Below are 3,165 nucleotides of genomic sequence, written 5' to 3'. Positions count from 1 at the left end.
TGCCGGACGCGACAGGCCACTACCCCTCAGAGCCTGCCCCAAGGAGCACGAACAACGTAACGGGCAAAACGTGGGCAAACGTGGGTGCTTACGGAAGCAGATCCAGCATCTGGGGCCGTGCCTTCATCGCGTGAATTACCAACTCGTTGCCGCTGTCGAACGTGAGCACCACCGTCTCGAGCAGCCGACCGTGCGTGTCGAATCCGAGACGTAACTGCCGAGACGGATCGCCTTCTTCCAGGTCTTCGACCCACACCGCCCAGGTCGCTGCCTGGATGGCGTCCTGGGCATGTATGCCGTGCTTCAGAGCCGAGTCATGAACGTTCAAGCGGCGGACGCCGCCAACGCCTCACGGATGATGTCCGAACGCGTCTTGCCTTCACGGGCAGCACGCGCATCGATCTCGGCGAGCTCCTCCGCCGTCAGACGAAGAGCGACGACCTGTGATGGCTCCGCGCCGCGACCGGGGCGCCCCCGACCTCGCTTCTTCAACGCCTCGACGTCGTAACCCACCTCCGCCTCAATAGCCCACGCCGCGATCTGCTCGTCGGTGACCGGAACCCCGTTGATCCTCTCCTCCACGCCCATGACATTAACGTATGACGAAACCCCAGTGGAGTCCAGATCCGGCCGTGTTCCGCGCGCAAAGTGCGCGTAAGGGGATCCGCTACCGGGCACTCTCAAGCATTCCCGCAAGCCGTCCGGCTTACGGGCAAACGCTACGGCGCAATAGGCAGTCTGCTGCTCAGCCCTTGTGGCACGACGTAGTTGGAGGAGGCTCGACGCCGAAGAGATGCCGCACTAGCGAGAGTGACAAACGCGCGGGTGGACTGCGCCGGGGCCCCCGGGCCTCTCGACCTGAAAGACTGGTCAGTGTGAGCGAAGAAGGCTGGCGGCCGCTCGGCGTGGAAACCGATGAGGACGTAGCGTCGTACGATGCCCTCCATGACGGGATCCCTGCGTGGATGGACACTCCATACTGGCTCTGGGTGCAAGGTGCTCTGACGCAGATCCGCACTTTCGGGGATGGCAGCGGCCGCATCCCAATGCTCAATGTCGAGCTCGCCGAAGATATGTGTCAAACGCTGCGCATCCCACTACCGGATCTTCGCGCTGCCGTGGGCAATCAGACTGGCCGTCGCCAGCTCGCCGAAGCAATCGCCATCCTGCGCAAGCATCCGATGCCGCTGCAAGTCGCGGACTACCTCCTTGCCTACAACGATCGAGCCGACCATGCAGCGCTAGGCGAGTTGCTCTGGCGCAGCAATTCAGCATGGAAAGTTGCCGAGCGTGCTGGCCGGACCGGTCTTGTCCGTCGCGTCGCGGTTGGAGTACAGACAGCCGGAGACAGCGTGATCGCTCGAAGCGGTCAAGCAGGAATTCACCTCGCTCAGGCATGGCAAGAGCTCTTCGGACTAGACGGGTCCTCAAGCGAGGCATACCGCTTGGCCATCCTGGCCATTGAGGATGCAGCGGTTCCAGTAGTTTCCCCGGCTAACGGCAGTGCGACACTGGGAACCGTCCTCAAGCAAATAGAAGACCAAGCCGACTGGCAGCTGCCGATGGGCCGTGAGCACTCCAAGTCTCCGTCCGGAGACGTCGTTGTCTCGCTAATGCGTCTCGTTTGGCACGGCCAACACGACCGGCACGGTGGCCAGCCAAGTGCGCCCGGTGCGGTTACCCCAGAGGAAGCCCGCGTCGCCGTTACCACGGCAGTCGTCCTCGTTGACTGGTTCACAGACCGGCTTGTTGAACGTCACTCCCCTGCCACAGGCGACGCACCCGCCTAATCGGCCTGTTCGCGAGCGATCCTATGGTCTACATCAGGGGGTGTGTAGCGTCCGGTCAGCGCTCCCTCGGCAGGGGATAGGCCGGCGCTGCCCGGGCTGCGGTGAGGCAGCCACGACGAGGTGGCTCAGGTCAAGCGAGCAAGTTGGCATCTCGGTGCCGACCGCAGCGGTCGCGATGCAGCGCTCAGCGACGCCCGTTGGCGGAGGCTGCAGGTTCGGGAGCCTCATTCTCGTGCCTGCGAGAGTGGCTGTTCGCCAGCGCCGTTGCGGGCGCGGACGGTGCCGACAAATCCTTGCAGGTCGTCGCCGGGGTGGAAGAACACGTGACTGCCCGCATGAAGGATCTGCTGTTCGTTGAGCTGGTCCGCCCTGGTTGGTGGCAGCTCAATGGTCACATCGGCTGGGCCAAGTGCGACGAGGTGGTGGCGTCCCACCGGCAGAACGTGAGTGGATGCCTCAGCGAAAGGAAGGAAGCCGGTACCTCCCTCGCCTTTGAATGAGAGGACGGCGACGTCCGAAATGAGCAGTGGAGCTTCGGAGTGCACAACCTCTAGTCGGCTGCTGGTGGCGTGCTGGGCGACTCTCGCATAGAGATTCCGCAGGTCGAGCGCAAAGATCTCGGACGCGACCTCATCGAGGCGTTCCTGCACATCTGCGCGGAAGGCGTCGCGGTCGAACGGGAAGTCCATGGGAGCGGTGACGGTTGCGCGGGCGTGTGCGAAGTTAGTCTCGAACAACTTCTTCACGTAGGAGCGACGCACGAAGTGCAGCGCGATCGCCTGCTTCAGCGTCGTGGTGGTCTTCGGATCGTTTAGCGCGGTCCCTTCCTCGACGGCGTCAAGCGCGACGGCCATGTGTCGTTCGTTCGTCCACCAGAGCTGTTCGAGCGTGGCCGGCTCGTGATCGACGAAGTCGTCACGCCAGGCGATCGCCGACGGGTGCCGAGGCCGCGAACGACCGTGCACAAGGTCGTACGACTGGAGCTCGCCGCTCGCGTCCGCGAAGCGTTGCAGGAGGACCTTGGAGACCAGATGCTGCTTCACGGCGGACTCCATCGCTCGATTCCTCAGCGAGAAGGCTCGTACTGGGTAGCCACTCCTTGAGTATCTCGCCGCGGTTGTCAACGCCGGTAACGAGCCCACGACGCTGCGTCCTGGACCGGCGCACGTGCCGAGGGTGCACCCGCAGCAGGTGGTCGCCACGAGCACCACGGCCGCAGCCACGCGAACAGTGCTCCGCCCCTTCACAAGTCGAAGCTAACGCCCGGAAGCCGGTCCGCCTGCGCTCCCTTGTCGCGAAAGACGGGCTTAGCCCGGATCCACCGATGGGTGGTGAGTTGAGGTCGGCGAGTTAAACGGAGAATGCCTATCTGATC

Annotated in this window: 4 protein-coding genes; 1 reads left to right on the top strand and 3 read right to left on the bottom strand. The window is 63.7% G+C overall.

Features of this window, described 5'->3' with window-relative positions; all coding sequences use genetic code 11:
- Positions 1-88: 88 nt before the first annotated feature.
- A complete protein-coding gene (locus ACYVDK_RS02855) occupies positions 89-328 on the bottom strand; it encodes a toxin (protein WP_460517681.1) in 240 nt (79 codons plus the stop codon).
- Positions 325-588 (bottom strand): ribbon-helix-helix protein, CopG family, encoded by a 264-nt coding sequence (locus tag ACYVDK_RS02850; RefSeq protein WP_460517678.1) that lies wholly within the window; start codon positions 586-588, stop codon positions 325-327. Before ACYVDK_RS02850 ends, ACYVDK_RS02855 begins: the two co-directional genes overlap by 4 nt.
- 287 nt (positions 589-875) lie before the next feature.
- On the opposite strand from ACYVDK_RS02850, the gene ACYVDK_RS02845 reads away from it, so the two are divergent.
- A complete protein-coding gene (locus tag ACYVDK_RS02845; protein ID WP_460517675.1) occupies positions 876-1,790 on the top strand; it encodes a hypothetical protein in 915 nt (304 codons plus the stop codon).
- A 224-nt stretch (positions 1,791-2,014) separates the two neighbouring features.
- Here ACYVDK_RS02845 and ACYVDK_RS02840 read toward each other — a convergent pair whose 3' ends face one another.
- Positions 2,015-2,845, bottom strand: coding sequence for a DUF4238 domain-containing protein (locus tag ACYVDK_RS02840; RefSeq protein WP_460517672.1), 831 nt, complete (start codon positions 2,843-2,845; stop codon positions 2,015-2,017).
- Positions 2,846-3,165 lie beyond the last annotated feature (320 nt).

The sequence above is a fragment of the Humibacter antri genome (assembly GCF_054777235.1).
The sequence above is the reverse complement of the archived record's forward strand: the minus strand, read 5'-3'. Positions and strand labels throughout refer to the sequence as shown.

Coding starts and splice junctions, on each gene's coding strand:
- ACYVDK_RS02840 (WP_460517672.1), bottom strand. CDS start 2,845: ATGGAGTCCGCCGTGAAGCAGCATCTGGTCTCCAAGGTCCTCCTGCAA.
- ACYVDK_RS02850 (WP_460517678.1), bottom strand. CDS start 588: ATGGGCGTGGAGGAGAGGATCAACGGGGTTCCGGTCACCGACGAGCAG.